The sequence below is a fragment of the Gordonia sp. 'Campus' genome, from assembly GCF_022206305.1.
Lineage (GTDB): Bacteria > Actinomycetota > Actinomycetes > Mycobacteriales > Mycobacteriaceae > Gordonia.
Window position 1 is genome coordinate 16068 of sequence record NZ_JAKOIW010000029.1, and the last position, 26179, is coordinate 42246.

A 26179-nucleotide genomic window follows, 5' to 3' on the forward strand; every position below is an offset into this window, starting at 1 on the left:
AAACCGTGGCCCTCCAGAGGCGTCCGGGGTGCCGGACGGGCGCGGCCCCGATCAGCCGCCGTCGCTGCGCAGGGTCGCGAGGGCGCGGTCCCGGCGCCGTGCACCGACCACCTCGTCGACGACGACCATGGCCACCGGCGCCAGCGTGGCGATCGCGATCGTCACGATCACCGACACACCCGCGGCGCACAGGATCATCGCCGACGCGAGCACGCCGATGACCGCCAGCGCCTGGACCACGCTGATCGGGTCGAATCCGAGCAGGTAATCGGAGAGCACGACGATGCCGAGGCAGTAGACCGCCAGCGGTGCGACGACGCTGGCGACGACCACCTCGTCGGAGACACTGGCGTGGTGTTCGAGGTAGAGCGCCGCGACGTGCAGCCCCACCCCCACGCCGACCGCTGACATGAACAGCACGATGTGCCCGTAACCCCACGGGAATGCCTTCTCCCGGTGGGCGTGCAGCACCTCGCCGCTGGGGATCGCGCTGTAGATCCACCACATGGCGAAGGTCGCGGTCATCGTCGTGAAGCCGAGGAGCGCGGTCTCGAAGGTCCACCCGAACCCGGCGACCTGCGCCCCCAGGAGCGCGACGACGCCGACCACACCCTCGCCGAGGGTCACGATCGTCAGGAGTCCGTACCGCTCGGCGATGTGATGGGCGTGCCAGGGCGTCCGCCCGGTCCGGGTCTCGGCGATGTAGGGGCCCATCATCTCGATCAGGACACCGATGAGCATGCCGCAGACCGTCATCAGCAGCGGCATGTCGGCGACCAGCACGATCACCCACCACACCTGCGCGAGCACTGTCGCGCCCGCATAGACCAGACAGGCACGACGGTGCCGTTCGCTCTGCGACGCCGCTCTCAGCCACTGGATGACCATGCCGACGCGCATCACGATGTAACCGAGCACGAGGACGCGGTTGTCGATGTCGCCGCCGGCGGCGACGGAGGTGAAGACCGCGGGCATGCCCACCGCGATGATGGCGACACCGATCATCTGGATCAGGGTGACCAGGCGGAAGACCCAGTCGTCGGTGTCGAACGCCGACGCGAACCAGGCGAAGTTGATCCACGCCCAGATGGCCGAGAAGGTGCAGAGGAAGAAGCCGATGAAGGTCGCCGCGTAGTGGCCCTCGGCGAACTGGTGGCCGGCCAGGGTCGTCGCCACGGAGAAGCCCACCACGAAGACCAGGTCGTAGAACAACTCGAGTCCGGTCGCGACGCGACCGTCCTGGTGCGGATCGCGACCGGTCATCGGCAAGATGCGAGACCGAGGTGCCCGGGATCGAGGCGGGTCGGATCGGGTGGCCGGACCCGTGCCGCGGTCGAGTGGTCTCGTGGGATCGTCGCCCGTTGTCACATCGCGACTCTAGATCCTGTCCACCCGAACGCAACGAGGGGACGTGCCGGGTGCACGTCCCCTCGTTGCCGAACCGCTCCCCGCCGACGACGGGGGCGGTGTCAGCCGGCGGGCTGGGTCAGGTCGTACATCGTCACACCGTCGACGGTGACCGCGGTGTAGTTCTCCTGCACCCAGCTGCTGATCTGCGACGACGGGGTGGACGAGTCGCCGCCCATACCGCCACCGCCCATACCGCCGCCACCGATGAAGTAGTGGATCTTCTTCGCAGCGACGAGCGCCTGAAACTCGGCCAGTGTCGGTGAGGGGTCGCTGCCGTTGAAGCCACCGATCGGCATGACCGAGTGTCCGGTCTCCAGTTGGTACCCCGAGGCGGACTGCGATCCCACGGCTGCCGCAACCCAGGTGTAGTCGTCGGCATCGGCACTGAGTTTGTCGACCATCGCCTGCGACGGGGTCGAGCCGCGCAGCAGACCGCCGCCACCGTCGCCGCCGCGGCCCATGCCGCCGCCCGGCCCACCGACACCGGGCGCGCCACCGGGCATCGCCTGCTGTTGCCGACCGGGGCCGCCCTGTCCACCGGGTCCACCCAGTCCACCGGGACCGCCCTGTCCACCGGCGCCACCGAACGGGCCGCCCCGACCACCCGGTCCACCGGCTCCGCCCGGCCCGAACTCGCCCTCGACGCGGGGTCCTGCAGTGACGATCGACCCGCTCTTCTCGGTGGCGATGGTGTCCACGGTGTACGCCACCGGACCTGCCAGGCCCGCGAAGATCGCACCGATCAGCGCGGCTGCCGCGACGCTCCGTCGATCGGCGAACACCATCGCGACCGCGGCCACCAGCCCGACGACCAGCACAGCGAACCGAAGCCACGGCACGAAGTCCGGCGTCCGGTTCAGCAGGACGAATCCCCAGATCGCGGCGATCGCCACCGAGATCCCCAGGGCTGTCCGCACCCACCGCCGGTCGCGATGCGACCAACACACCGTCGCACCCCCGGCGACGACCGCAGCCACCGCCGGGGCGAGGGCCGCCGTGTAGTACTGGTGGAAGATGCCGGCCATGAAGCTGAACACCGCCATCGTGACCAGCAGCCACAGGCCCCAGACGACGAGGTAGGCACGCCGCGGATCGGTGCGCCGGGCCCTGCCGATCAGCACGAGCGCGACGGCGGCCAGCACGAGTCCGGTCGGGATCAGCCAGGCGATCTGCCCGCCCTGCGCCGGTTCGAACATCCGCAGCCAGCCGGTCTCACCCCACGCCCCGCCGCCACCGCCGGGGCCACCCGCGCCCATGCCCTCGGCGGCGTTACCCCCGCCGGGGACGACCGCGCCGGTCTCGTTGCCGCTGAGCCGGCCGAACCCGTTGTACCCGAGCGTCAGTTCGAGTATCGAATTGTTCTGCGAGCCACCGATATACGGCCTCGATGACGCGGGCCACAACTCGACGGCCAGAATCCACCAGCCGGCACTGACGACCATGGCGCCGAGCGCGGCGAACAACTGCGCGATCCGTCGCCCCCATCCGCGCGGTCCGAACGCCAGGTAGGTCACCGCCAGCGGCGGCACGACCAACATCACCTGCAGCTGCTTGGTCAAGAAGCCGAAACCGACGAAGACCCCGGTGAGCACCAGCCAGCGCCAACGACCGTCCTCGAGACCCTTCATCATCGTCCAGACCGCCGCGACCATCAGCAGGATCAGGAGCGCCTCGGGGTTGTCGAAGCGGAACATCATCGCCGCGACCGGGGTGACCGCCAGGACGGTGCCGGCGAGTATTCCGGCCCAGTGGCCCAGGTACTTTCGCGTGACGAGGTAGAGCAGGGCCACCGAGGCGACGCCCATGAGCGCCTCGGGAACGAGGATGGACCAGGAGTTGACGCCGAAGATGCGGGCGCTCAGACCCGGTATCCACAGCGAGGCAGGCGGTTTGTCCACCGTGATCGAGTTCGCCATGTCCGACGACCCGAAGAACCACGCCTTCCACGACTGCGATCCGGCTTGGATCGCCGCGGAGTAGAAGGAGTTCGCCCATCCGTTGATGGACAAATTCCACAGGTAGGCGATCGCGGTGCCGAGCAGCAGCGCGGCCAGCGACAACCACCGAACCCGTTGGCTTGTCGGCGTCGGTGTCGGGTCGCCGGTGGACCCCGGCGGGCCGGATGGTGTCACCGGCGGCGCCGGCGTGACTGTCGTACTCATGCCGCAACCTCCGCGGTAGGGCCGGATGCCTTGCGGAACACCCAGCGAAGACCGACGAACCGGGTGAGCGTCGCCACCAGATTCGCGGTCACGAGGATCATCAGTTCGATGTGTTTGGTCGCGTCCGGCGCGACCGAGTGGAGTACCAGCAGGGCTCCGGATGTGACGAGCCAGCCGAACACGAACACCCCGAGCCCGAACAGCTGGTGGCGCAACGCATTGTCGCGACCCCGGATGCCGAAGCTGAAGCGGCGGTTGGCCGCGGTGTTGAGCACCGCGGTGATCGCGAGTGCCAAGCCGTTGGAGATCTGGGCTCCCAGAAAGGCGTGCAGGGCCAGGAACAACACCGCATACGCGAGCGTCGAGGCGAGCCCGACCACGCAGAAACGTGCGAGCTGCCCCACCAGGCCGTGGGGCACACCGTCGATCTGCGGTCCGGCGGCGCGGTCGCGGCCGATGGAGGCCCGCAGCTGCGCGATGGGCAGTCGCCCCAACGCGAGCGCGAGGCCTACTCGCGCACACCCTTTCAGATCCGCGATCGCGGTCGGCACGATGTCGACGGTGCTGTCGGGATCGTCGATCCAGTCGACGGGCACCTCGGCGATACGCAGGCCGATCTGCTCGGCGAGCACGAGCAGCTCGGTGTCGAAGAACCAGCCCGTGTCGGCGACGAAGGGCAGCAGCTCGCGGGCGATGTCGGCGCGCATCGCCTTGAAACCGCACTGGGCATCGGAGAACCGGGCGCCCATCGCGGTGCGCAGCATCAGGTTGTAGGAACGGGAGATGAACTCGCGTTTGGGTCCGCGGATCACCCGGGACGACCGGTTGAGCCGAGTGCCGATGGCGATGTCGGAGTGCCGCGACACCAGCGGTGCGATGAGCGGCATCAGCGCGTTGAGATCGGTTGACAGGTCGACGTCGCAGTAGGCGACGATCTCGGCGTCACTGGCCTGCCACACCGCGCTGAGCGCGCGCCCCCGACCCTTCGCCTCGAGATGGACCACACGGATGCCGTCGATCTCCGCGGCGAGCGCGACGGCGATGGCGAGCGTGTCATCGGTACTGGCGTTGTCGGCGATCGTGACCCGCGACGGGTACGGCACGTGCAGCCGAAGATGGTCGGTCAGGCGCCGAACCGACGAGGCGATGTCGGCCTGTTCGTTGTAGACGGGGATGACGATGTCGAGGACCGGATTCGACGTCGAGGAGTCGGCGAGGGTGTACATCTGCGCCGTCCGGCCCGGCGGTGCTTCTGGGATCATGCGACCACTGTGGAATCCAGAACTCGTGCCGCTCTGCGTGCACGCTGTCAGGTTGCTGTGAGCGGTTGCGCTCGAGTGGTGACACATGTGGACGGCCTGACCTCGGTGTCCGTGGTCGCCATTACATTGGGCCGCATGACCGCCACCCTCGCTCCCGACCAGCTGACCGTCGCCAACCGTGTCATCACCAGCCTGGCCGGCGAAGGCGCCAGATTGCGCGAGGACCAGCTCCGCGCAGTGACCGCGCTGGCCACGACGCCCGACGCGTCGTCGACGGGCGCGCGGGTGCTCGTCGTCCAGGCGACCGGATGGGGCAAGTCGGCGGTCTACTGGAGCGCGACCGCGATCATCCGCGCGGGCGGCGGCGGCCCGACCCTGATCGTGTCGCCGCTGCTGTCGCTGATGCGCGATCAGGTCGCCGCGGCCGGGCGCGGTGGCCTGTCCGCGGCCACCCTGAACTCGTCCAACGTCGATGAGTGGTCGGCCATCGAGGCGCAGTTGCGAGCGGGCGACCTCGACGTCCTGCTCGTGTCGCCGGAGCGGCTCGCCAACCCTGGATTCGGACGTCGGGTCCTCGACGCGCTCGCCGGCAGCCTGGGTCTGCTCGTCATCGACGAGGCGCATGCCGTGTCCGACTGGGGTCACGACTTCCGGCCGGACTACCGCCGGGTCGCCGACGTGCTGCGCACGGTCAACCCCACCACCCCCGTCCTCGCGACCACCGCGACCGCCAACGCCCGCGTCACCGAGGACGTCGCCGCGCAACTCGACGCCGGCAGCACCTCCGGGCCGACCCTCGTGCTGCGCGGGCCGCTTGCACGAAAGTCATTGCACCTCAACGTGCTCGACGGATTGTCTCCCGTACAGCGTTACGCGTGGGTCGCGCAGTCCCTCCACCAGCTCCCCGGTTCGGGCATCGTGTACGTACTGACCGTCGCCGATGCGGACCGTCTCGTGGAGGCCATCCGCGCCGTGCACGGGGACGCCCTGCCGGTAGCGGCGTACACCGGGCAACTCGACGCCGATCGCCGCCACGAACTCGAGGATGCGTTGTTGCGCAACGAGGTCAAGGCGCTGGTCGCGACGTCGGCACTCGGGATGGGTTACGACAAGCCCGATCTCGGTTTCGTCGTACATGTCGGTTCGCCGCCGTCACCGGTCTCCTACTATCAGCAGGTCGGCCGTGCCGGGCGTGCGCTCGACGACGCCGTGGTGATGCTGTTGGCCTCGCAGACCGACGACCGCATCTGGGACCACTTCGCCACCGCGACGATCCCCGACCCGGACAAGATGCGCGACCTGCTCGCCGCGCTCGAGGACGCGGGCGAGCCGCAGTCGGTGGTGCAACTCGAGGCCGCCACCCGATTCCGGCGCACCCGTATCGAGCTGATGCTCAAACAGCTTGCGGTGGACGGGGTCACCGACCGTACCCCCGACGGGTGGGTCGTCACCGGCACACCGTGGAGCTACGACGCCGAGCACTACGACGGCGTGCTGGCCGTCCGCCGTCGGGAAGCCGACATCATGCGGTCCTACATCGCGGGACGCACGTGCCTCATGCGGCTGTTGACCGAGTCGCTCGACGATCCGCAGGCGGCAGACTGCGGCCGGTGCTCGGTCTGTCGGGGAACGCTGAGCGAGGGACTCTCCGGGACCGTGGACGACGAGGTCGTCCGCACGGTGACCTCCACGCTGCGCCGCAGCGCACAGACGCTCGAACCGCGCAAGATGTGGCCCGGCGGCGACTTCGGCCGTCGCGGACGGATTCCCGCCGACCTGCTCGCCGCCCCCGGCCGGGTCCTCGCACACGCCGACGCCCCCGAGTGGGTTGAGGTGCTCGCCGCGGCCCGCAACGGAGACGAGCGGGCGCTGGCCGAACTCGGCGATGCCGCGGTGGCGACGCTCTCCGCGTGGGTCCGCGAGACGGGCGTGCGCGCGGACCTCATCGTGTCGCTCCGGCTCACCGGAACCACGCTCGCCGAGACACTTGCCGAGCATCTGCGCGCCGTGGGCAAGCGCGACGGCGGCACGTTCCCGGTGCGTATCGGGGACCCACCCGCCGATGCGACGGGCGCCGTCGAGGCGGCCTACTGGCGTGACCATCTCGGTGATCCGCCGGAGGTCTCGGGCCGCAACGTGATGCTCGTCGTCGACGCCAACGGCTCCGGATGGCCGATCACGCTGGCCGCCGCCGCGCTCCGCGAGGCGGGCGCGACCGCGGTCCTCCCGCTGCTGATCCATCGGACGGTCTGAGGCCCCGATCCGGAAGAACCGCGAAACCACAGACCCCTGAGGTGCGAGGAGCGCAAGCGACGAACCTCGAAGGGTCAGTCGGCGACGTACTCGCCGTAGCCGAGCGAGCGCAGGCTGGCGCGGATCTTCTCGGCCGCGGCGTCGAGGTCTTCGGGGCTGGCGTTCTTGTTCGCATTCGCCAGGTCGAAGGTCTCGAGCGAGAGCGCCGGGAAGACGTGGACGTGCACGTGCGGAACTTCGAGACCGGCGATCAGCAAGCCCATCCGCGGGGCGTCGAACGCGTCCTTCACCGCGCGGCCCACGTTCTGCGCGACCTCGCTGAGGTGTGCGAACGCGGCGGCATCCATCTGCTCCCAGTGGTCGACCTCGTTGCGCGGCACCACGAGGACGTGCCCGGGGGTCACCGGCTCGATGGTGAGGAATGCGACGGCCTGACCGTCCTTCCAGACGAACCGACCCGGGAGATCGCCGTTGATGATCATGCTGAAAACCGATGCCATGGGTCCGAGTCTAGGGGGTCACCCGTGCGCCCGGCGGTCGGAGATGCGGAGCCGGCGAGTGTTGTGACCGAGGGTGTCGGAGGTCCATGACATCCTTTCGGTGTGAGTGGGCCAGATACATCCCGATCGGGACGCAGCGTTCGATCCGCAGTCGGATCCAGCGACGTCCTCGCCCGCGCACAGCGGTTTCCCCGGCTGCGATACATGGGGTCGAAGTACCGGTTGCTCCCCCACCTCGAACGCACCTTCGCCGAGATCGGCGGGTCCACCGCGGTCGATGCGTTCTCCGGGTCGGGCGTCGTGTCGTATCTGCTCAAGGCGCAGGGTTTCGAGGTCCTCAGCAACGACTTCCTCAACTTTCCGCACATCATCACCCGGGCCTCGGTGGCCAACTCGAGTGTCCGGCTCGAGCCGGAGTTGGTGGACGAGATCTGCGGTCCCGCCGCCGACGACCGCGACTACATCTCCCGCACCTTCGACGGCCTGTACTTCACCACCGAGGACAGGGCATTCCTCGACTCCGCGTGGTCACACATCGACGCGTTGCGCGGCTACCGCCGCGACCTGGCGATCTCAGCCCTCGTCCTGTCGGCGGCGCGTAAACAGCCCCGCGGGGTGTTCACGTTCACCGACTCCACCCGGTACGCCGACGGCCGTCGCGATCTGACGATGTCGCTGCGCGACCACTTCCGGCTCCGCGCGGCGGCGGACTACAACGCGACGGTCTTCAGCAATTCCCGCACCAGCCGCAGCGTCCGCGGCGACATCTTCGATCTCGAACTGCCGTGGGCGGCACCGCCCGATCTCGTCTACCTCGATCCCCCCTACGCGCCGCCGACCGACGACAACGACTACATCAAGCGCTATCACTTCCTCGAAGGGCTCTCGGCGTACTGGCAGGGCATGAGCATCATGGAGAACACGAAGACCAAGAAGCTGCCCAAGCGGTTCACCCCGTTCGCCTACAAGCGCACCATCGAGGATGCATTGCTCCGAACGTTCGAACACTTCGGGGACGCGGGCGCGATCGTGCTGTCGTACTCGTCGAATGCGTTGCCGGGCAAGGACCGTATCGTCGACCTGCTCGGCAAGGTCAAGCCGTCGGTCGAGGTCATCGCGATCGATCACAAGTACAGCTTCGGCACACATGCCGCGGCGACCCGTCGTGACGTCAGCGAGTACCTGTTCATCGGACGGGACTGACCGGACCGGACACGACGAGATCATGAGCAGCGCCGGCGACTTCGACGACTACCTGAAATCGTTGGGACGCTTGACGTCCCACGTCGATCCGACGACGGCCACGCCGGAGGCCGAACGGATCGTCGCCGCCACCGCCCGCCTCGGCGGGCTCCTCGACACCGACATCACCGGGCTGGCCGCCTGGGTTCGTGACAATCCCACCGACGTACCCGTCCTCGGGCTGGCGGTCGGACTCTCGCAGGAGAAGCTGAAGAACGCCCTGCGCGACCGGTTCGACACCAGCGGTTGGCATGCGCTGGCGCGCACTCAGCCCGTCGAGCTCGTGACCTGGCTCGACGCCGAGTTCGACCTCGTCCGGATGCTGCGGACGCAGCTGACGCGCACCTTCACCTTCGCCGACATCCTGGTCGCGCGAGCGGGTACCAGGGCCACCGCCACGCGCGCGGGGGCATCGGGCCGGCGCATCGAAGACGAGATCGAGGACATCGCCCGCGACATCGGACTCGAGTACGTCACCCGGTCCCGGTTCGCCGGCCGCAACGGGCGGACCGCTCCGGCCGACCTCATCGTCGGGGATCCCGCATCCGCCGACATCGTCGTGGCGGCAAAGGGATTCGATTCGACGGGCTCGAAGCTCACCGACGCCGTCCGCGAGATCGAGGAGATGGCCGAGGTTCGCCTGCCCACCCAGCTGGTGCTCGCGGTGATCGACGGCATCGGGTGGAAGTCACGACAATCCGATCTGCGCCGCATCCACCAGTTGTGGGCGACCCGGCAGATCGACGGGATGTACACGCTCGTCGGACTGGCCCGGTTCCGAGAGGACGTCACCGAGTTCGCCAAGCTACGACGACTGATCGACTGAGCCGAGTCTTTCGTTCATGATTTCCTGAATTCAGAATCCGATGTACTATTGCCGCCATGGACATGGTGGTCTCCACACATCGCGATGCGTTGACGAGATTCGGCCACGCGCTGTCGGATACGACGCGGACGCAGGTGCTGTTACGGCTCCGAACCGGTGCGGCCTACCCCGCCGACCTGGCGGAGACGATCGGTGTCTCGCGACAGACACTCTCGAATCACCTTGCGTGCCTGCGCGGTTGCGGCCTCGTCGTCGCAGTCCCAGAAGGACGTCGGACGCGCTATGAACTCGCCGACGAGAAGATCGCGCACGCCTTGGAAGACCTGCTCGGCCTCGTGCTCGCCGTCGACCCGGCGTGCTGCGCCGACGCAGCCACGGACGAGTGCTGCTGATGGCGTCCGAGCTCGGCCTGCCGTCGATGCGAGGATCCGCACGCGCGGACGACAGACGACGGGCGCTCCAGCGGAGAATCCGATGGTTCGTCGCCGCGACCATCACCTACAACGTCCTCGAAGCGATCATCGCGATCGGCGAGGGCATGCGGGTCTCGTCGGGTGCGCTGATCGGTTTCGGTCTCGACTCCGTGATCGAGGTGTCCTCCGCGGCCGCGGTCGCCTGGCAGTTCGCCGCCGCGGATCCGCAACGACGCGAGAAGACGACGCTGCGCATCATCGCGTTCTCGTTCTTCGCACTGGCCCTCTACGTGACAGTCGACTCGCTCCGGACCCTGTTCGGTGCGAGCGACGATGCCCGACACTCGACGATCGGGATCACGCTGGCGGCGATCAGCCTGGCGATCATGCCGGCTCTGTCGTGGGCCGAACGCCGCGCGGGCCGCGAGCTCGGCTCGCTGAGCGCAGTGGCCGACTCCAAGCAGACTCTGCTGTGCACCTACCTGTCCGCGGTGCTACTGGTCGGCCTCGTACTCAACAGTTCGCTCGGCTGGTCGTGGGCAGACCCGGCCGCCGCACTCGTCATCGCGGCGATCGCCGCGCGTGAGGGGGTCAACGCCTGGCGGGGTGACGCCTGCTGCGCGCCGGGCGTCGGCCCGACCGCCGCGGTCTCTCCGTCCGATCACGGATGCGACTGCTGCGCTGACGGTGCGGACACCCGGGCCTGAGCCCTCAGGGCTCGCCGGCCACACGCGCCAACGGCAACCGCACCCAGAAGGTCGCGCCCGCACCAGGACTCGTGTCGACACCCACCCGGCCGCCGTGCGCCCCGACCAGCGCGGCGACGATCGACAAACCGAGGCCGTTTCCACCGCCGGCGCCCCGATACCGTGACTGATCGCCGCGGTAGAAGCGTTCGAAGACGTGCGCGGCGTCCTCGGCCGTCAGCCCCGGTCCCGTGTCGGCGACGGTGAGCACCACCTCGCCGGGGTCGGCACCTTCCTCCACAGCCACCCCGACCGTGACGGTGGCTTCCGGTGGCGTGTGGTCGATCGCGTTGCCGATGAGGTTGCGCAACACCTGGACGAGGCGAGGTGCGTCGCCGGAGACGACGGGCGGCTGGTCTGCGGCGTGGATGGCGAGCCGGATCTCGCGGGAGGGTGCGGTGACGCGCGCACTCTGCACGGCATCCGCCGCGAGCGCGAGTAGATCGACCGGTGCGGTGTCGAGCGGGCGCTGGGCATCGAGGCGGGCGAGCATCAGGAGATCTTCCACCAGCAGGTTCATCCGACCGGCTTCGTCGTTGATGCGGCGCATGGCGTCGGTGACCTCGGGTACATCAGCGACATCGGGGCCGCCGCGTTGCGAATACAACTCGGCGAAGCCCTTGATGGACGTCAGCGGGGTCCGCAGCTCGTGGCTGGCGTCGGCGACGAAGCGTCGCATCCTTTCCTCCGACGCGCGCGCCTGCTGCTCGGACGATGCGGTGGCCGAGAACGCCTGCTGGATCTGCGCGAGCATGCGATTGAGCGACTCCGACAGGCTTCCGACCTCGGTGTTGGGCGGCGCAGCCGGAACCCGTCGCGTCAGATTGCCATCGGCGATCTCGTGCGCGGTCTCCTCGACCCGCCGCAGCGGACGCAGGCTGGTCCGCACCAGCAGGTAGCTGAGCAGGCCGATGAGCAGTAGGACGAGGGCACCGATGGCGAGCTGCAGGCGGATCAGCCTGCTCACGGTGTCGTCGATGTCCGACATCGGCGTGGCGACGATCGAGCGCCCGAAGGCGTTGCTGTGCTTGATGACCCGCCATTGCGGTCCGTTGCCGTCCGCGGACGGCACGGTGACCGGGCCGGCGTCGTCGCCGGTGAGCGAGTCGAGGTCGGGCGCGTCGTCGAACTGGTTGTAGACGCTGTCGGTCGACACTCCCCCCGGCCCGTAGACGATCGACTCCACGTAGTACGGCGAGGGCGGGCGTCGCGGGCCGGGCGGGCCCGGTCCGTCGCCGACCAGCCCGCGCGGCTCGGCCCAGGTGCGCACGGCGTTCTCGAGTCCGTCATCGGTCCGGGAGATCAGGTCCTGACGCATCGACGAGGTGACGGCCAGACCGGAGGCCAGCAGACCGACGGCCACCAGTAGGACGGTCAGCGCCACGAGTGACAACCGAAGCGGGACACCGCGTCTGCGGACCGTTCGCGCACGCTGGGGCGACACCGCAGTGTCCGGCTCAGTCACGGGGCTCACGCATGACATAGCCCACCCCACGCAGAGTGTGGATCAGGCGCTTGTCTCCGGTGTCGAGCTTCCGGCGGAGGTAGGACACATAGGATTCGACGACGTTCACCTCGCCGCCGAAGTCGTAGTTCCAGACGTGATCGAGGATGCGCGGTTTGGACAGCACCGTGCCCGCGTTGACCATGAAGTACCGCAGCAGGGTGAATTCCGTCGGCGAGAGCTGCACCAGTTTCCCGGCCTTGAACACCTCGTGGGTCTCGTCGTCGAGTTCGATGTCGGCGAAGGTGATCCGCGACGACGCGCGTCGCTGATCGTCGAACCCGCTGCGGCGCAGCAACACCTGCAGACGTGCGACGACCTCCTCGAGGCTGAACGGTTTGGTCACATAGTCGTCCCCGCCGATGGTGAGACCGTTGATCTTGTCCTCCAGCGAATCCCGGGCCGACAGGAACAGAGCCGGCGCATCGACTCCGTCGGCGCGGAGTCGGCGCAGCAGTCCGAAACCGTCCATCCCGGGCATCATCACGTCGAGCACCAGGACGTCCGGCTTGCTGGTGCGGCAGCGGTCGAGCGCGGCGGGACCGTCGGCGGCGGTCTCGACGTCGTACCCCTGGAACTTCAACGACACCGACAGCAACTGCCGGATGTTCTCCTCGTCGTCGACGACGAGGACCTTCGCTCCGCGCGTGCTGCTCTGCTTCGACGGTTCACTCACACCATCAGACTCCCAGCGTGTCCTGGTACCTCACTGTCGGCACGCTGGGAGGTTGCTGTGAGGGTTGACCTGCGACGACGGCCGTTCCCGTGCGTACCGGCATGCCCACTTCGTCAGGCATCCGGTTCACCGTACGCCGCGGCGATCTCCTCTGCCCCGCGCCAGCGTGTGAAGGTCGGACTCTGCGGCCAGCCGGCGGGCGAGTCCTGCCATTCTTCCTGGCGGCCGTACGGCAACACGTCGAGCAGCCCGAACACGAACCCGAGTTGTTCGGTGCCGCGTCCGGCCGAGTGCCAGGTGCGGTAGACGGTGTCGCCGTCGCGGAGGAAGACGTTGACCGCGAACCCCTCTCCCTGCGCGGCGTCGACGTCGGCCGAGAACGTCGTACCGGCCGAGGAGTACCAGTCCATCCGGTTGCCGACCCGCCGTTTGTAGGCGAGCGCCTCCTCGATGGGCCCGGGGGTGATGATCACGAAGCGGGCGTCGTAGTCGGCGAGGTAGTCGAGTCGGCTGAACTGAGTGGTGAACCCGGTGCAGCCCGGGCATTGAAAGGTTGCACCGTCGTTCCACATGTGGTTGTAGACGATGAGTTGTGAGTGCCCGTCGAAGACCTCGGCAAGACGGATCGGTCCCTCGGCTCCGGTCAGGGTGTAGTCGTCGAGCTCGACCATGGGGAGTCGACGACGCTGGGCCGCGATGGCGTCGAGTTCGCGGGTGGCCGCCTTCTCGCGTCTGCGCAGGTCGGCCAGGGCTGCTGCCCAGGTCTCGCGGTCGGTCACGGGCGGTCGTGCGTCGGTCATGACGATGCCTTTCACTCCGGTGGCAGAACGTTCACAGAGGCAGACCGGACGCCGGGGCGGAAGTCATCGGCGCGGCGCCGGCGACGTCTGTCGACCGGAGCGCCCGCGCTAGCGGGACAGGTCGTACACATGCTGGAGTCGACGCACGTGTTCACGAACCTCGTAGAGTTCCCGACGTGCCGCCCGCTGCGCCTTCTCGCCGCCCCGGCCGGCCTGCAGACTGTCGACCAGCGAGTCCGCAACGCGCTCCAGCTCGTCGACCATCACCCGGGCCTGCGCCTGTGCGACGGGATCGACAGGTCGTCGCGACTGAACCATGGGCGTCATCGTAGGTTCTCCGATCGTTCACCGCTGCGCATCACCATCGGTGCTTGGTCGAGCATCGGTAGCGGTGCGGTGAACCCGTCCGCACGTCGGGCCTGGCACCCGGCGGTTCCTACGTCATGGCCGATCCGGCCTCTGTCCCGCCGCACGTCGGGGAGTGAACCTGCCGGATCACGCACCACCCGCCGTCGCGAACTCGACGCGTGGGACACCGCCCACCCACCATCCTTCTGAGCGCTCACCGCTCCAGACGGTCGGCGAGTGCGCGGATGCGTGCGGCGATGTCGTCGCGGATCAAGCGCATCCGTTCAATGCCATCGATGCCGTCGACCGAGGGCTCGACGGTGTCCCAGACCTCGATCTCGACTCCCTCGGGTGCCGCGACCTCGGCGGTCCCGACGACCACGACGAGATCCGCAGCGCGCATCAGATCGTCGGTGAGCTGACGGGGCCGGTGGCCGGCGACGTCGACGCCGACCTCGGCGAGCGACCGGGCCGACAGTTCGTTGACGTGGCCGCCGACCTTCGCGCTCGTCCCGGCCGACGATGCCGCGATCCGGTCGGTCACCGTCGGCGAGAGGTGTTCGGCCATCACCGATTTGCCGCGGTTGCTCACGCAGACGAACAGCACGTCGATGGGTTCAGGCACGGCGGACGGACTCCTCGGTCGGTGCGACGGTGGCGGTGAACCGTGTGCGGAGTGCGAGCGACACGTAGACCAGGCCGACGAGCACGGGCACCTCGATGAGCGGACCGATGACCCCCGCGAGGGCTTGCCCGGAGGTCGCACCGTAGGTCGCGATCGCCACGGCGATCGCCAACTCGAAGTTGTTGCCCGCGGCGGTGAACGCCAGCGTGGTGGTGCGCGCGTAGCCCAGCCCCATCGCGGCGCCGAGAACAAACCCGCCGCCCCACATCACGGCGAAGTAGATCAGCAGCGGGAGCGCGATCCGGGCGACGTCCCACGGCGCCGAGGTGATCTGTTCCCCTTGCAGCGCGAAGAGCACGACGATGGTGAACAGCAGACCGTAGAGCGCCCACGGCCCGAGACGCGGCAAGAACGACGCCTCGTACCAGTCGCGACCCTTGACCCGTTCGCCGATGCGGCGGGTGAGGTAACCGGCGACCAACGGGATGCCGAGGAAGATCAGCACCGACTTCGCGATCTGCCACGGCGAGGCGTCGATCGTCGTCTGGTCCAGGCCGAGCCAACCCGGCAGCACCGAGAGGTAGAACCAACCCAGCACGGCGAACATGACCACCTGGAACACCGAGTTCAGCGCGACGAGGACGGCCGCGGCCTCGCGGTCGCCGCACGCCAGGTCGTTCCAGATGACGACCATCGCGATACACCGGGCCAGCCCGACGATGATCAATCCGGTGCGGTACTCGGGCAGGTCCGGGAGCAGCAGCCAGGCAAGCGCGAACATCAACGCCGGGCCGAGGATCCAGTTCAGCAGCAGCGACCCCAGCAGCAGACGACGATCGCCGGTCACCGAGTCGAGCCGGTCGTAGCGCACCTTCGCGAGAACCGGATACATCATGATCAGCAGTCCGAGGGCGATCGGCAGCGAGATGCCGTCGAGTTCCACCGACGCCAGCGCGTCACCCACACCGGGCACGATGCGGCCCACCAGCAGGCCGGCGACCATCGCCGCACCGATCCACACCGGCAGGAACCGATCGAGCATCGACAGTTTGCCGGCGACCGCGGTCTCGGTGGCGGTCACTGCGATACCTCACACGACGGGGGTACCTCACACGATCGGGACTCCCCCACGACCGCCGCGAGGTTCCCCAACAGGTTCGACAGCTGTTGCAGCGCTTCGGTGTTCACGCGGTAGTACACCCAAGTCGCTCGACGTTCGCTCGTCACGAGCCCCGCTTCGCGCAGCACCTTGAGGTGGTGCGAGATGGTCGGCTGCGAGACGTCGAAGGGCCCGGAGATGTCGCAGACACAGGCCTCCCCGCCCGGGTGGGCGGCGACCTCGGACAGCAGGCGCAACCGGACCGGGTCGGCGAGGGCCTTCACCACCGGGGTGGCCGCCTCCGCCTCGGCAGCGCTCAGGCCTCTACCGGCCGGCAACAGCAGGTTCTGGTTAGACACTCATCGATATTGACCGATGTCGATTCAGAAGTCGAGCCGGGAGCCGTCACAGCCCGCGCGCGTACGGAGCGGCATATCCGGTCTTGAGTGGCTCGTCCCCGAGCCATGCCGCGAGTTCCTCGGCACGTGCATCGAGTGCGCGCCGGGCCGCCCGCGTCAACGGCTCCAGCGGGATGATGTCGATCGACGAGTCCGCCCGGCGGAACCACCCACCGACGATGCGTCCGTCCCACCACGCGGTCTGGCCGCCGTTCCCGGCGGAGTCGAAGATCTGGGGCGCGTGCGACCCGAGGTAGAACGCGCGCTCCTTGTGGCCCATCGTCGTCGGATCGAGTTCGGGTAGCAGCACTGCCCGCGGCTCGACCGGATCGTCGAGGTCGGTGTCACCGGGTACGTCGTCGGGCAGGACGTGGCCGATGCCGCCTCCCTCCAGGTCGACCTGCACGGTCTCGAGGTCGGCCAGCGCAGCGCGGACGGCGGTCTTGGTCGACCCCAGCCACCACACCATGTCCGTCTCGGTGCCGGGACCGTAGGTTCGCAGCCACCGTTCGATCAGTGCCCGGTGCCCGTCGTGGACGGTCATCGACGGCACCGGCTCCCCGAGCCACCGCTCCATGGACGTCCACGCCGGTCGCGACAGATGCCACCCCAGACGATTGGGTCCGCGGACGATCTCCCCCGCCGCGTCGAGCATGTTTAGTACCCGTGGTCCCATCGGGGCGCGCCCCGCCCACTTCGTCCCCTCCCCGTGCGTGATGTAGCCGTCGAGCACCGGCAACCGCTGCCGGAGCTCGGTGGAGGTCAGCGACTCACCGTCGGCCAGTTCGGCGAGGACCGCCTCGCGCGCCCGCTCGATCCACCCCTCCGGGTCGTCGTAGTCGGGGCTGCGCCGCAGATCCCGCAACATGTTCGTGCGCTCGGACGCGGAGATGCGTGGGCCGAGCGCTCCGATCGCCTCGACGAGGACGTCCCGGGGGAAGACGAACAGCGTTCGCCGCATCGCCAGGTGCTTGACGACCGCCCGGTCGTCATAGAGCGCGGCGTCGAGATGCTCTCGCCGGAACTCGGAACCGAGACGCGCCCACGCCGACAGGTAGACCGTCGACGGTGTGGTGGCGTGCAACCCGACCATGGTCGACGCGGCGTCGACGACGGACTGGGCCCGAGACTCCGGATCGAGGTGTGCGCGACGCATGAGTCGAGCACGACGCTGCGCGTCGGTGATCTCGGGACGCGAAGTGTCGGTGATCTCAGGGCGCGGTGTCATCGCGACGCCCCCGGCATGAGTCGCATGTGCAGATCGTAGTGAGGAGGCCCGACGAAGAGGCGCGGGCACACGAACACAGAACTGGAAGAGGAGGAGGGGACGCGGGTGCCGGAGTCCGCCGACCCCCGTCGAGAAGAGTCCGGCACCCGCGCGGTTGTGTGGACCGGACGACACACAGCCCCCGACGGGCAGTGCTCGCCGAGCACTTCCGTGTGTCCTTCGATCGACGCAACCTGTGCGCTGTCCCGACCCCCGTCGGGATGCGCCCCAACAGCACACCCCAGGACGGCACCACACTCCAGTGCCGGACGGAAAGGGTCGGTATTCGCGCAGGTCACGGCGCGAACGGACTCTCCGGACCGGACACGGCGGTTCCGGATCCGGACCGAGACACCAGGTCGGGCCCCCGCAGGCCGACGCCGTGCGACCGGTCCGGGAGTGGCCGTCACCACACCGGGTGGGCAATGGTGGCGCCCGCCGATCGGCTCACGCATGATGGTGCGGACGATCTGTCGGGGCGAGCATGGGATCAGGTGAGTGGAATTCGGTGAAGCGCTCGCGCGCCTGTTCGTGCAAGCGGGTCGCCCCACCCTCCGGGCTTCCGCGGCGCGCGCCAAGGTGTCGGCGCAACGCATCAGCGACTGGCGCAACGGGCGGCACCTGCCGCGTGACTTCGCCACCGTCGAGCCACTCCTCGTCTGGCTGACGTCGCGAGCCGTGGCCGCGGGAGCCGTCGATGTCCTCACGATCCCCCAGTGGCGAGAGATGTGGGACCGTCGTGCCCCCGACGACGCCCGCACCGAGCCGCCCCCGGTCCAGCACACCCGCCCGTTCGCCGGGCTCGCCACCCTCACCGCCGCGGACAGCGAGCTGTACTTCGGCCGCGACGACCTCGTGGGCACACTCGTCGACACGATCCTCGCCGCACGCGAGGGACCGCCTCCCCTGGCGCCGGCGTCAAGGCTCGTCGTCGTGACCGGAGTGTCCGGGTCGGGCAAGTCGTCGCTGCTGCGCGCCGGCCTCGCGCGGGACCCGAGATCCCCCACTCCGCGGCTCGGCGAGATCACCCCCGCGGGTCTCGTCATCGCCACCCCGTCCGACGACACCCCGTCCGACGACGATCGCGATTCGGCCAGGCACGATGACGCGGTCATCGTCATCGATCAGTTCGAGAACGTCTTCTCCCTCGAGGAGTCGCTGCGGGCCGCCACCCTCCTCGAGGTCGAGGAACTCGCCGCCGACACGGTCGTGGTCGTCGGGGTGCGCGCGGACTTCTTCAGCCAGTGTGTGGAACACCCGTTCCTCGCCGACGCCTGGCAGAGCCGGTGCGTGATCGTCTCCGAGATGACGCGGACGCAGCTCCGGGAGGTCATCACCGCCCCGGTCCGCCTCGCCGGCGGCCGCATCGAGCCGGGCCTCGCCGACGTGATGATCACCGATCTGTACGAGGCGTCGACGGTGGGCGACCGCGCCGGCCGCCTGCCGCTGCTGGCACACGTCCTGCAGGCGACGTGGTCGCGGCGGTCGGGTAACCGGATGACCCTGTCGGGGTACCGGGCCACCGGCGGCATCGCACGTGCGGTCGCCGACACCGCCGAGGCCACCTGGGAGGCCATCGACCCCGCGCATCGCGATCTCGCTCGCGCGGTCCTGCTCGCACTCGTCCACGTCGGACCCGCGGGGATCGCGCTCCGGGTGCCCCTGTCGACCACCACCCTCACCGGACGGTTCCCGCCCGAGGTGGCCACCGTCATCGACGCGTTCGCGCAGGCTCGTCTGCTGACCGTGTCGACCGATTCGGTGATGCTCGTCCACGACGTCGTGCTCACCGCCTGGCCACGGCTGGCCGAGTGGATCGCCGACGACTCCGACACCCACCGGTGGCGACAGCAACTCGACTCCGACACCGAGGCGTGGCTGAACAACCACCGCGGCCGGTCGTTTCTCTACACCGGGTCCCGCCTCGACGAGGCCACCCGTCACCGCGCGGCGCTGAACAGTGATTACCTGCACCTGCTCAGCCGCGAGAACGACGCGTTCCTCGACGCCGCGGTCGCCATGCAGCAGCGGCGACGGCTGACGCGGGTCGGCGCGGTGGCGGTCATCGTCGTCCTCGCCATCGCGGCGACCATCACCGCGGCGATCGGGTTCCGCCAGGCACACGACCTCCGTGAACAGCGCAATGCCGCCGAACGGTCCGCGCTGCTCTCCCACATCGACAGCCTGCAGGCCTCCAACCCCTCCCTGGCGGCGCGTCTGCTCCTCATCGCCCATCGGATCTATCCCGACGACGCCACCGTGGCCAGCCGCTTGCGCGGCGCCGCGACCACCCCGCTGGTCACGCCCGTCGCCGGACACACCGGTCCCGTCTACGACCTCGCCTTCGACCGGACGGGGCGCCACCTGGCGTCGGCGAGCGGAGACCGGACCGTACGGATCTGGGAACGTGCCGACTCCCCGGGCTACCGTGAGCTCGCGGTCCTGCGCGGCTTCGGCAACTACGTCACCAGCACCGACTTCCACCCCACCCGGCCGGTCCTGGCCACGAGCAGCGGCGACGGCTCGGTCCGCATGTGGGATCTGACGGACGCGTCGAACCCGCGGGTGGCGATGACGGTCTCGCCCGGGCACGGCACCGTCTACATGGTCCGTTTCTCCGCGGACGGGCAGACGCTCGCCGCCTCGTCGGACGACGGCACCATCACGGTCTATGCCGTGTCCCCCGACGGGGCGATACGCGAGACCGCAGTGCTCCGCGGACACACGGCCGCCGCCCGCACGCTGGCGTTCAGCCCCGACGGCCGACTCATGGCCAGCGGCGGCGACGACCGGACCGTGCGGCTGTGGACCACCGGGGAGTCGCCCCGACCGGCCGGGCGGACGCTCACCGGGTTCCCCAGCATCACCCATGCCGTCGCATTCGGCCCCGACAGCCGGTCGCTCGCGGTCACCGGGGACAGCCCGAACACCCAACTCTGGGATGTCGCCGATCCCGCCGACCCGCGTCCGTTGAGCACGTCACTGCCCAACAGCACGGCCGGTTCGTGGTCGATCGGATTCGACCGGTCGGGTTCGCAGATCGCGTCCGCACGCGCCGACGGTCTCGTCCGCGTCTGGAACACGTCGAACCCCACGTCCCCGACTCTCCAGTGGGCGTTGCAGACCACATCCGAGCAGGGTTCGGTGCGCACCTTCGCCGCCCGGTTCGACCCGGCGGGCGAACGGCTCGTCTCGGGTCGGTCCGACGGCACGATCGACGTGTGGCGCCTGCCCGATCGCAGCGAACCCGACCGCGGCGGCACGATCACCGGCCTGGACACCGATGCGTCGCAACGCCTCCTGGCAACGGTCGGCGCGGACACCACCCTCAACCTGTGGGCCATGGGGTCCGAAGGGCTCGCTCTGCGATCCCGGACGCCGATCCAGCGGCGCGTCAACGATCATCCGCGGGTCAGCCTCAACGGCCCGGGAACGCTCGCCGCGACGGCGAACAACAACGGCGGTCTGGTCGAACTGTGGGACGTCGCCGATGCCTCGGCACCCAGACGGGCCGCTGCGCTCGAGGTCGGGACGCGGTACTCGTTCCCGGTGGCGTTCGCACCGACCGGCAACGTCCTGGCCACCGGCGACACCGACACCACCGTCGCGCTCTGGGACACCTCGACGCCCGGCGCACCCCGCAGGCTGGGGCTGCCGCTGCGGGGCCCGTCGGATCTGATCCGCGACGTGGCCTTCAGTCCCGACGGTTCACGACTGGCGGTGACCTCCGACGACAAACGCGTCTACCTCTACGACCTCACGTCGGGGCGCGACCTGCCGGTCGCGGTCGTCGACGACGAGACACCGATCGCGCAGGCGGCATTCGACGACAGCGGCGACGTGCTGGTCGTCGCCGCACGAGACCTGTCGACGTGGCGGCTACCGCCGCGGGGCACCGACGGCAGGCCCGAGGAGCTCGATCGGCGCGAGGACATGTTCGCCTCGACCCTGTCGATGGCTCCGAGCCGTCTCGCGGTCGGCACCGCGACCCATGAACTGATCAGCTTCGCGCTCGACGACGACGGCCGGTTGACCGATCCGCTGCCGGTCGGGACGCTGCTCGCGACCACCGACACCACGACGACATGGCAGGTCCCGGATCGACTCCCGTCCGACGAGGAGATCATCTCCGGTGGCGACACCACCGGCAACGTCTACCTGCACACGCTCGACCTCGACGACGCCCGGGCCTGGATCTGCGCGAGCACCGCGCCGATCACCGACGCCCAGCGCGCGGCCTACCTGCCGCACGTCGACGTCCGCGCGAATTGCGGCTGAGGACAAGCGGTCTCGGCGCGCTCAGCGGAAGCCGAGCACCTCGTCGCCCCACGCCTCCCACAGATCGCCGTCGAGGTTCTGCACGACGCGGTCCTCGGCATCGATGCGCAGCACCGGACGGTGACCGGAGTCGTAGGTCGGCCAGTGGTCGCCGAGCGACCCGGCGTCCGGATCGAGTCCGTGCGCGAACGCGGTCCAACGCCGCATCATTCGCTCCGACACCGCTTCTCCTGGTTTGCGGCCGCCGAGGAGGAACGTGATGTCGCGCGAGTTGGCCCCGAGGTTGCCCCACACGTAGGGGACCTCGGTGGCGTGTGCGGCCCCGAGTCCGAGGAGCCGGAACATCCTGGTCGTCCAGTCGTAGCGGTAGACGTACACCGGCGCGCGACGGGCCTGCGCCTCGGCGAGCCAGAGCGTGGGCATCCGGAAGGCGACGTCCCGCGCCACCCCGAGCCCGGTGACCTTGGGGCGCAGGCCCGAATATGCGGACAGCACCTGAGCCCGCTCGGGAAGGACGACGTCGGGGTATTCCTTCGCCATGCCGGCGAACATGCGCTCGATGTCGGCGGTGGTGATCGGCATCAGCGGGGACTTCATGTACTTGAAGAGGTTGGCCTCGTCGCGGTTGGTGCCGATGATCAGCGGTACCGGGTGCGCGCGTCCGGCGCGGTAGACGTCGAGCGGGTGCTCGGGCAGCAGGTCGCCGTCGATCACCGGGGCGAAGGCGATGGTGCCCGGGGTCTCGGCGGGGACCTTCTCGAACAGTTCGGTGGTGATCGCCGCGCATTGCGCGCCGTCGAGGCCCTCGAGTCCCGCGATGACGTCCGCGGTCTCGGTGTCGGCGGGGTCGATTCCCGCCACGGCGAGTAGTTGACCGGCGACCCTGGCGGCGCGTTCGGCGCCGTACATCGAGGTCACCGGTGAACTCTGCGCGATGGCACGGCCGAACAACCCGGCGGCGGCCGGCATCGTCAGCAGCGCCGTCACGAGTCCCGCCCCGGCCGACTCCCCGAACACCGTCACCTTGTCCGGGTCACCGCCGAACCCGGCGATGTGATCGCGCACCCAGGCCAGGGCCGTCAGCACGTCACTCAGTCCGACGTTGGACTCGAAGCGCGGATCGATCGACGACAGGTCGGCGAAGCCGAGTACGCCGAGCCGGTAGTTGAGCGTCACGACGACGACGTCACCGCCGGCGGCGAGATTCGAACCCTCGTAGAACGGCTGACACCCTGAGCCGAGGACGTAGGCGCCACCGTGCAGCCACACCATGACGGGCAGCCCGACGGCGTCATCGGCGTGCTCCGACGACCCGGGCGGCGTCCACACGTTGAGGAACAGACAGTCCTCGTCCATGACTGCGCCGGGGCCCAGCTTGACCGCCGGGTTGACCACCTGGGGGCACACCGAGCCGAAGGTCGAGGCGTCGACGATGTCGACGGGTGCATCGTCCGCGGTGAGCGGAACCGTGCGTCGCCAGCGGAGTTCGCCGACAGGTGGTTGCGCGTATCGGATGCCCCGCCAGACGTCAGCTCGTTCACCGGCGATGCCGCGGTACGTCCCGACGCCGGTGCGTGCCAGCGGCGCTCGCGAGGCGGCCCCCGTGGAGTGCGAGACGGTGGAGGTGCCCGGTTCGTCGTGCTTCATCCGTCCATCGTGCACCGTGAACACGTTCCGACTGCCCGAAATATCGCGCGTCGCCTGGGTAAAGTGACGTCATGGAAGTACTACGCAACGTCGTAATCCTGCTGCACATCGTCGGGTTCGCGGTGACCTTCGGCGGCTGGGTCACCCAGCTGGTGGCCCGGGAGTTCCGATTCATCCGCGTCATGGACTACGGAATCCTGCTGTCACTCCTGACCGGGCTGGCCCTCGCAGCGCCGTGGCCTGCGGGCATCGACCTGAACTACCCGAAGATCGGCATCAAGCTCGTGATCCTGGTGGTCCTCGGCGCCATCCTGGGCATGGGCAGCGCCCGGCAGAAGCGGACCGGCGAACCCGTCCCGCGGCCGCTGTTCTGGGCGGTCGGTGCGCTCTCGCTGCTCGCGGCGGGTCTCGCCGTCATCTGGTGAACGAAACGGCAGCGGCCGCACCGCTTCGGAGTCGAGTCGGTGCGGCCGGGTCGTGTGGAGCCCCCTGTCGGGATTGAACCGACGACCGCTCGCTTACAAGGCGAGTGCTCTACCACTGAGCTAAGGAGGCGTGCGTGCGCGAGTATATCGACCGCGCACCCTGTGGCCTCACCGGCACCCCGGCACCCGGAGGCCCCGCAGTCAGCCCGCGACGGCCGCGACCGCCTCGATCTCCACGAGCTGATCGTCGTAGGCCAGGACGGAGACGCCGAGCAGGCTGCCCGCGGGTTTGTGCTCGCCGAAGGCCTCGGTGACGGCCTCCCAGGCGACCACCAGATCCGCCTGCAGATGTTCGGCGACGAACACCGTGACCTTCGCGACGTCGGCGAGCGCGGCGCCGGCCTCGGCGAGCGCGGTCTCCAGATTCCGCATGCACTGCAGCGCCTGCTCACGGACGTTGCCGGGCGCGACCGTCGCACCGTCGTCGTCGATCGGGGCGGCGCCCGCGGTGAAGACCAGGCTTCCGGGAGAGACGGCGGCGCTACGGGTGTGGCCGCCGCGGGGACCGAAGATCTGCACAGAGGACATGGTGCGATCCTAGAGGCGTCGCCGTCGGCGGTCGGTCGACCGAGAGCCTCATGCGCTGTGGGCCGCGTCTCCTGTCAGGATTGAGGCGACGTCCGCTCGCCGGGAGGTGAGCAACCCTTCTTCCGACCCGAGGAGGCCTGCGTGCGCGAACAGCTCGGCCGTGTTCTGCGTCGCCTGACCGGTAGCCGCCAGGCGACGATGGACACGATCGAACCCGGCAGCATCATGGTGTCGCCGCGCAAACCGATCGAGCCGTTCGACGTCGCGGCGATCACCGAGGTCCTCGACCTCGCCACCAAGATCGGTGCCGTCCTGCTCGATTCGGGCACCGGCGCGATCGACACCCAGACGCAGATCAAGTTCGTCGCCGGGGTCTACGGGCTCGAGGACGTCGATGTCGACGTCACCTACAACACCATCGTCGTCAGCGCCCGTCGTGGCGCCACGCTCCCCCCGATCACGACCATGGAGCAGGTCTACTACCGCTCGATGGACTTCACGCGCCTGGCGCAGGTCGACCGGCTCGTCCGGCGTATTCGCGACTCGTTCATAAGCCCGTCCACGGCGCACCGGATGGTCGACGAGATCATCACCGCGCCGCACCCGTATCCGCACTGGCTGGCCACGATGGCCTGGGGAATCATGGCCTCGGGCATCTCGGTGCTGCTCGGTGGCCAGTACCTCGTCGCTGCGCTGGCGTTCGCGACGACGGTCGTGACGGTCACCGTCAACCGCACCCTCAATCGCATCGGCACCCCGGTCTTCTTCCAGCAACTGGTCGGCGGTTTCATCGCCGTCGTCCCCGCCGCGCTGGTCTTCGGGGCCGCCGAGAGACTCGGTGTACAGATCGCACCCTCGCAGGTCATCGCGGCCGGCATCGTGGTCCTGCTGTCCGGACTGTCCCTCGTCGGGTCGGTACAGGACGCCATCACCGGCGCGCCCATCACCGGTGTGGCCCGGTTCTTCGAACTCCTGCTGATGACCGGCGGCATCATCGCCGGCGTCGGCGTGGCCATCCGCATCCTCGAAGCCGTGGGCATCTTCTTGCCGACCATCACCACGACGACGAGTTTCGCGGTCGTCGAACTCCCGATCCGGGTCGCGGCCGGTGCGGTCGCGGCGTGTGCCTACGCACTGGCCAGTTACGCCGAGACACGCGCGCTCGGGGTGGCTTTCCTCGGCGGCTTCATCGGTACGGCCGTGGCCGCGTCGGCGACCTTCACCGACATCGGCGACGTCATCGCGAACGGAGTCGCGGCAGCGCTCGTCGGGCTGATCGGCGGCCTGCTCGCCCGCCGCGCGCTCACGCCACCGCTCGTGGTCGCCGTCGCGGGTATCACGCCACTCCTGCCCGGTCTCGCCGTCTATCGCGGCCTGTACGGAATCCTCGGCGACCAGACACTCGACGGTTTCACCTGGATCGCCAACGCGCTGGCCATCGGCTGCGCACTGGCCGCGGGAGTCACGCTCGGCGAGTTCGTCGCGCGCTCGCTGCGTCGTCCGCAGCTCCCCCCGCGACCGGACTGGCGACTGCGCAGGCGCATCGCGCTCCGCGAGGCCCGCGAGGCGCGCGAAGCCCGCCGGGCAGGTGCGGCGCGGCAGGCCCGCGAGAACCGGCGACGCCCGCAACCGCCACGGGTCCGGCCGTTCCAGGCGGCCTCACCTCAAGCCCCCTCACCGCAAGCACCCTCACCCCAGCAGCCCCCGCCC

General features: G+C 69.2%; 22 protein-coding genes and 1 tRNA gene. 8 read left to right on the plus strand and 15 right to left on the minus strand.

Annotation, left to right across the window (positions count from 1 at the left end; all coding sequences use genetic code 11):
• Positions 1-51 precede the first annotated feature (51 nt).
• The 3 genes from MAY35_RS21615 to MAY35_RS21625 form a co-directional block, all read right to left on the minus strand.
• Entirely contained in the window at positions 52-1263 is a 1212-nt protein-coding gene (locus MAY35_RS21615; RefSeq protein ID WP_238423340.1) for a low temperature requirement protein A, read from the minus strand.
• A 206-nt stretch (positions 1264-1469) separates the two neighbouring features.
• Complete coding sequence (locus tag MAY35_RS21620) at positions 1470-3572, minus strand: glycosyltransferase family 39 protein (RefSeq protein ID WP_238423341.1); 2103 nt, start codon at positions 3570-3572, stop codon at positions 1470-1472.
• Entirely contained in the window at positions 3569-4834 is a 1266-nt protein-coding gene (locus MAY35_RS21625) for a bifunctional glycosyltransferase family 2/GtrA family protein (protein WP_238423342.1), read from the minus strand. Before MAY35_RS21625 ends, MAY35_RS21620 begins: the two co-directional genes overlap by 4 nt.
• Positions 4835-4969: 135 nt before the next feature.
• Here MAY35_RS21625 and MAY35_RS21630 point away from each other — a divergent pair, with 135 nt between their 5' ends.
• Complete coding sequence (locus tag MAY35_RS21630; protein WP_238423343.1) at positions 4970-7087, plus strand: ATP-dependent DNA helicase RecQ; 2118 nt, start codon at positions 4970-4972, stop codon at positions 7085-7087.
• Positions 7088-7161: 74 nt separating this feature from the next.
• On the opposite strand, the gene MAY35_RS21635 is transcribed toward MAY35_RS21630, so the two are convergent.
• Positions 7162-7587 (minus strand): HIT family protein, encoded by a 426-nt coding sequence (locus MAY35_RS21635; RefSeq protein ID WP_238423344.1) that lies wholly within the window; start codon positions 7585-7587, stop codon positions 7162-7164.
• A 102-nt stretch (positions 7588-7689) separates the two neighbouring features.
• Here MAY35_RS21635 and MAY35_RS21640 point away from each other — a divergent pair, with 102 nt between their 5' ends.
• From MAY35_RS21640 to MAY35_RS21655, 4 genes are read left to right on the plus strand one after another with little or no spacing between them, the layout of a single operon-like run.
• Complete coding sequence (locus tag MAY35_RS21640) at positions 7690-8790, plus strand: DNA adenine methylase (RefSeq protein ID WP_374237998.1); 1101 nt, start codon at positions 7690-7692, stop codon at positions 8788-8790.
• A 22-nt stretch (positions 8791-8812) separates the two neighbouring features.
• Positions 8813-9655 carry a hypothetical protein gene (locus MAY35_RS21645; RefSeq protein ID WP_238423345.1) on the plus strand — a complete coding sequence of 281 codons (843 nt, stop codon included), beginning with the start codon at positions 8813-8815 and terminating at the stop codon, positions 9653-9655.
• Positions 9656-9711: 56 nt separating this feature from the next.
• Positions 9712-10047 (plus strand): helix-turn-helix transcriptional regulator, encoded by a 336-nt coding sequence (locus MAY35_RS21650; RefSeq protein WP_238423346.1) that lies wholly within the window; start codon positions 9712-9714, stop codon positions 10045-10047.
• Positions 10047-10775: a cation transporter gene (locus MAY35_RS21655; protein ID WP_238423347.1), complete on the plus strand. Its 729-nt coding sequence runs from the start codon at positions 10047-10049 to the stop codon at positions 10773-10775. The genes MAY35_RS21650 and MAY35_RS21655 overlap by 1 nt, the downstream gene beginning before the upstream one ends.
• Positions 10776-10779: 4 nt before the next feature.
• Here the strand turns inward: MAY35_RS21655 and MAY35_RS21660 are convergent, their stop codons facing one another.
• The 8 genes from MAY35_RS21660 to MAY35_RS21695 all read right to left on the minus strand — a co-directional run bounded on the left by MAY35_RS21660 (position 10780) and on the right by MAY35_RS21695 (position 17492).
• Positions 10780-12297, minus strand: coding sequence for a sensor histidine kinase (locus tag MAY35_RS21660; protein WP_374237999.1), 1518 nt, complete (start codon positions 12295-12297; stop codon positions 10780-10782).
• Positions 12272-12994: a response regulator transcription factor gene (locus MAY35_RS21665; RefSeq protein ID WP_238423349.1), complete on the minus strand. Its 723-nt coding sequence runs from the start codon at positions 12992-12994 to the stop codon at positions 12272-12274. Before MAY35_RS21665 ends, MAY35_RS21660 begins: the two co-directional genes overlap by 26 nt.
• A gap of 113 nt (positions 12995-13107) precedes the next feature.
• Entirely contained in the window at positions 13108-13794 is a 687-nt protein-coding gene (locus MAY35_RS21670; protein WP_238423350.1) for a DUF899 family protein, read from the minus strand.
• A 108-nt stretch (positions 13795-13902) separates the two neighbouring features.
• On the minus strand, positions 13903-14112 hold the full coding sequence (locus tag MAY35_RS21675) for a hypothetical protein (RefSeq protein WP_238423351.1): 210 nt from the start codon (positions 14110-14112) through the stop codon (positions 13903-13905).
• Positions 14113-14356: 244 nt separating this feature from the next.
• Entirely contained in the window at positions 14357-14767 is a 411-nt protein-coding gene (locus MAY35_RS21680; protein ID WP_308192487.1) for a low molecular weight phosphatase family protein, read from the minus strand.
• Positions 14760-15848 carry an ACR3 family arsenite efflux transporter gene (arsB, locus tag MAY35_RS21685; RefSeq protein ID WP_308192488.1) on the minus strand — a complete coding sequence of 363 codons (1089 nt, stop codon included), beginning with the start codon at positions 15846-15848 and terminating at the stop codon, positions 14760-14762. The genes MAY35_RS21680 and arsB overlap by 8 nt, the downstream gene beginning before the upstream one ends.
• Entirely contained in the window at positions 15845-16225 is a 381-nt protein-coding gene (locus tag MAY35_RS21690) for a helix-turn-helix transcriptional regulator (protein ID WP_238423352.1), read from the minus strand. Before MAY35_RS21690 ends, arsB begins: the two co-directional genes overlap by 4 nt.
• A gap of 46 nt (positions 16226-16271) precedes the next feature.
• Positions 16272-17492: a winged helix DNA-binding domain-containing protein gene (locus tag MAY35_RS21695; protein ID WP_238423353.1), complete on the minus strand. Its 1221-nt coding sequence runs from the start codon at positions 17490-17492 to the stop codon at positions 16272-16274.
• 537 nt (positions 17493-18029) lie between these two features.
• Here MAY35_RS21695 and MAY35_RS21700 point away from each other — a divergent pair.
• Positions 18030-21809, plus strand: coding sequence for a WD40 repeat domain-containing protein (locus MAY35_RS21700; RefSeq protein ID WP_238423354.1), 3780 nt, complete (start codon positions 18030-18032; stop codon positions 21807-21809).
• 21 nt (positions 21810-21830) lie between these two features.
• On the opposite strand, the gene MAY35_RS21705 is transcribed toward MAY35_RS21700, so the two are convergent.
• Positions 21831-23456: a carboxylesterase/lipase family protein gene (locus MAY35_RS21705; protein ID WP_238423355.1), complete on the minus strand. Its 1626-nt coding sequence runs from the start codon at positions 23454-23456 to the stop codon at positions 21831-21833.
• 71 nt (positions 23457-23527) lie between these two features.
• Here MAY35_RS21705 and MAY35_RS21710 point away from each other — a divergent pair, with 71 nt between their 5' ends.
• Entirely contained in the window at positions 23528-23881 is a 354-nt protein-coding gene (locus tag MAY35_RS21710; protein ID WP_238423356.1) for a Fe-S protein, read from the plus strand.
• Between the two features lie 55 nt (positions 23882-23936).
• Here the strand turns inward: MAY35_RS21710 and MAY35_RS21715 are convergent.
• Together MAY35_RS21715 and MAY35_RS21720 are read right to left on the minus strand one after the other, a co-directional pair.
• Positions 23937-24011: transfer RNA gene (locus MAY35_RS21715), tRNA-Thr, on the minus strand.
• A gap of 71 nt (positions 24012-24082) precedes the next feature.
• Positions 24083-24469, minus strand: coding sequence for a RidA family protein (locus tag MAY35_RS21720; protein WP_238423357.1), 387 nt, complete (start codon positions 24467-24469; stop codon positions 24083-24085).
• 141 nt (positions 24470-24610) lie between these two features.
• Between MAY35_RS21720 and MAY35_RS21725 the strand changes: the two genes are divergently transcribed.
• A partial coding sequence (locus MAY35_RS21725) for a threonine/serine exporter ThrE family protein (protein ID WP_238423358.1) occupies positions 24611-26179 on the plus strand: 1569 nt, incomplete at its 3' end.

Bases quoted from the DNA above. Each gene is read 5' to 3' on its own strand.
- MAY35_RS21615 (WP_238423340.1), bottom strand. From the start codon at position 1,263: ATGACCGGTCGCGATCCGCACCAGGACGGTCGCGTCGCGACCGGACTC.
- MAY35_RS21620 (WP_238423341.1), bottom strand. From the start codon at position 3,572: ATGAGTACGACAGTCACGCCGGCGCCGCCGGTGACACCATCCGGCCCG.
- MAY35_RS21625 (WP_238423342.1), bottom strand. From the start codon at position 4,834: ATGATCCCAGAAGCACCGCCGGGCCGGACGGCGCAGATGTACACCCTC.
- MAY35_RS21630 (WP_238423343.1), top strand. From the start codon at position 4,970: ATGACCGCCACCCTCGCTCCCGACCAGCTGACCGTCGCCAACCGTGTC.
- MAY35_RS21635 (WP_238423344.1), bottom strand. From the start codon at position 7,587: ATGGCATCGGTTTTCAGCATGATCATCAACGGCGATCTCCCGGGTCGG.
- MAY35_RS21645 (WP_238423345.1), top strand. From the start codon at position 8,813: ATGAGCAGCGCCGGCGACTTCGACGACTACCTGAAATCGTTGGGACGC.
- MAY35_RS21650 (WP_238423346.1), top strand. From the start codon at position 9,712: ATGGACATGGTGGTCTCCACACATCGCGATGCGTTGACGAGATTCGGC.
- MAY35_RS21655 (WP_238423347.1), top strand. From the start codon at position 10,047: ATGGCGTCCGAGCTCGGCCTGCCGTCGATGCGAGGATCCGCACGCGCG.
- MAY35_RS21660 (WP_374237999.1), bottom strand. From the start codon at position 12,297: ATGTCATGCGTGAGCCCCGTGACTGAGCCGGACACTGCGGTGTCGCCC.
- MAY35_RS21670 (WP_238423350.1), bottom strand. From the start codon at position 13,794: ATGACCGACGCACGACCGCCCGTGACCGACCGCGAGACCTGGGCAGCA.
- MAY35_RS21675 (WP_238423351.1), bottom strand. From the start codon at position 14,112: ATGGTTCAGTCGCGACGACCTGTCGATCCCGTCGCACAGGCGCAGGCC.
- MAY35_RS21695 (WP_238423353.1), bottom strand. From the start codon at position 17,492: ATGACACCGCGCCCTGAGATCACCGACACTTCGCGTCCCGAGATCACC.
- MAY35_RS21705 (WP_238423355.1), bottom strand. From the start codon at position 23,456: ATGAAGCACGACGAACCGGGCACCTCCACCGTCTCGCACTCCACGGGG.
- MAY35_RS21710 (WP_238423356.1), top strand. From the start codon at position 23,528: ATGGAAGTACTACGCAACGTCGTAATCCTGCTGCACATCGTCGGGTTC.
- MAY35_RS21720 (WP_238423357.1), bottom strand. From the start codon at position 24,469: ATGTCCTCTGTGCAGATCTTCGGTCCCCGCGGCGGCCACACCCGTAGC.